Source organism: Candidatus Thermoplasmatota archaeon (assembly GCA_030018475.1).
Taxonomy (GTDB): domain Archaea; phylum Thermoplasmatota; class JASEFT01; order JASEFT01; family JASEFT01; genus JASEFT01.
In genome coordinates this window covers 12,272-13,450 of sequence record JASEFT010000003.1, presented here as the reverse complement: position 1 = coordinate 13,450, position 1,179 = coordinate 12,272, and the positions used below count along the sequence as shown (strand labels likewise).

Here is a 1,179-nt window from a genome sequence, read left to right as displayed (position 1 = left end):
CGAGCCTAGACTAGGAAGGTCTACAGAATAATCTTTCACGCTATTTATAGCGTTATTTATTGCCGTAGAATAGGTATCTATATTCTCTTTCAGCAAATATGCAAAATTTTTCATTGCTTCTATTAAACTCGGTAGTCTGCTCATGTTAACTGCAGATTGCGTTATCATACCTCCAGAACCTACGTAATCATAGACCCATTCTTGTGCTAACCTTTCCGCAGTCCAAGTGGAATTTTCAACTAAATCTGCAAGTGTATCTTGATATTTTCTACTGTCAACAGGTATTTTATCTTCTGAAAATACTATGTAATCTGCAAGTCCATCAAGCTGATAGGCAATTTCGAGCATTCCCATCAAGCACATATCAAACAAAATAACGTCTATTTTCTTACCTGTTTCTTGCTTGATTATATAAAGAGCCTCTTTTAACTGCTCAAGTTCAAGTTCGTAATAATCTTCGCCTGTAGTATCATCTCTGTTCATGCCTATCCAGCCTATGCCATGGTTCCAAAGCACTAAACAGAATTTCTCTGAAGGATAGTCGCTCATTGCCCATCTGATAGATTCCACAAGACTCCTAGGGTCAGTCATATCCTGCTCTTCAACTAAAATTTGTTCTGAGTAGCCACTCTTAACGTAATATCTAGCACTGGCACGATAGGCAGGGTCGGTAACGCTAGGGTGCGAATCGAACTCTATTAAAATATTTACCTCGCTGGTAGAGCCGACAAGCTCCATTTCTTGCTTGTCTGCAATATGAGCGTTGTATTTATAGCCCAAGTCGTTATCGCCGTCCATGTAGGTAAGCACAGTCCATTTAGCTAGTGCTTTTTCTTGCACTTTCATTTCAGGTTGCTCAGCTAGCTGAGAGCTCGTGCCTGCACTAATGGGCACACTTCCAAAAACTATTAATGAAATCAAGCTTAAAACCAAAATTTTATTTCTCAGATACATTATTTAAACCACCCATGTAGTATCTTTTGCTACGTATACCAAATAGCCTCCGCCTTTCACAATCCCGAAATTATTTATTTCGGGTGGAATATGGGTGACAAATCTCAATAAGCTACTATCCCAGTAACTGACTGCGGTGCAGTTTCCTATCTGCGAAGCTAGCTCTTCTGCTGTTACCGCCTCTTTAAACCATCCTATAGAATTCCAGCCTTTTTTAAGCTCTAA

Annotated in this window: 2 protein-coding genes; both read right to left on the bottom strand. The window is 39.6% G+C overall.

Annotated elements, in window-relative coordinates; genetic code table 11:
• Window positions 1–954 (bottom strand): clostripain-related cysteine peptidase (locus tag QMD21_00960; GenBank protein MDI6855341.1); only part of this gene is annotated, 954 nt, incomplete at its 3' end.
• 3 nt (window positions 955–957) lie between these two features.
• A partial coding sequence (locus QMD21_00955; GenBank protein ID MDI6855340.1) for a hypothetical protein occupies window positions 958–1,179 on the bottom strand: 222 nt, incomplete at its 5' end.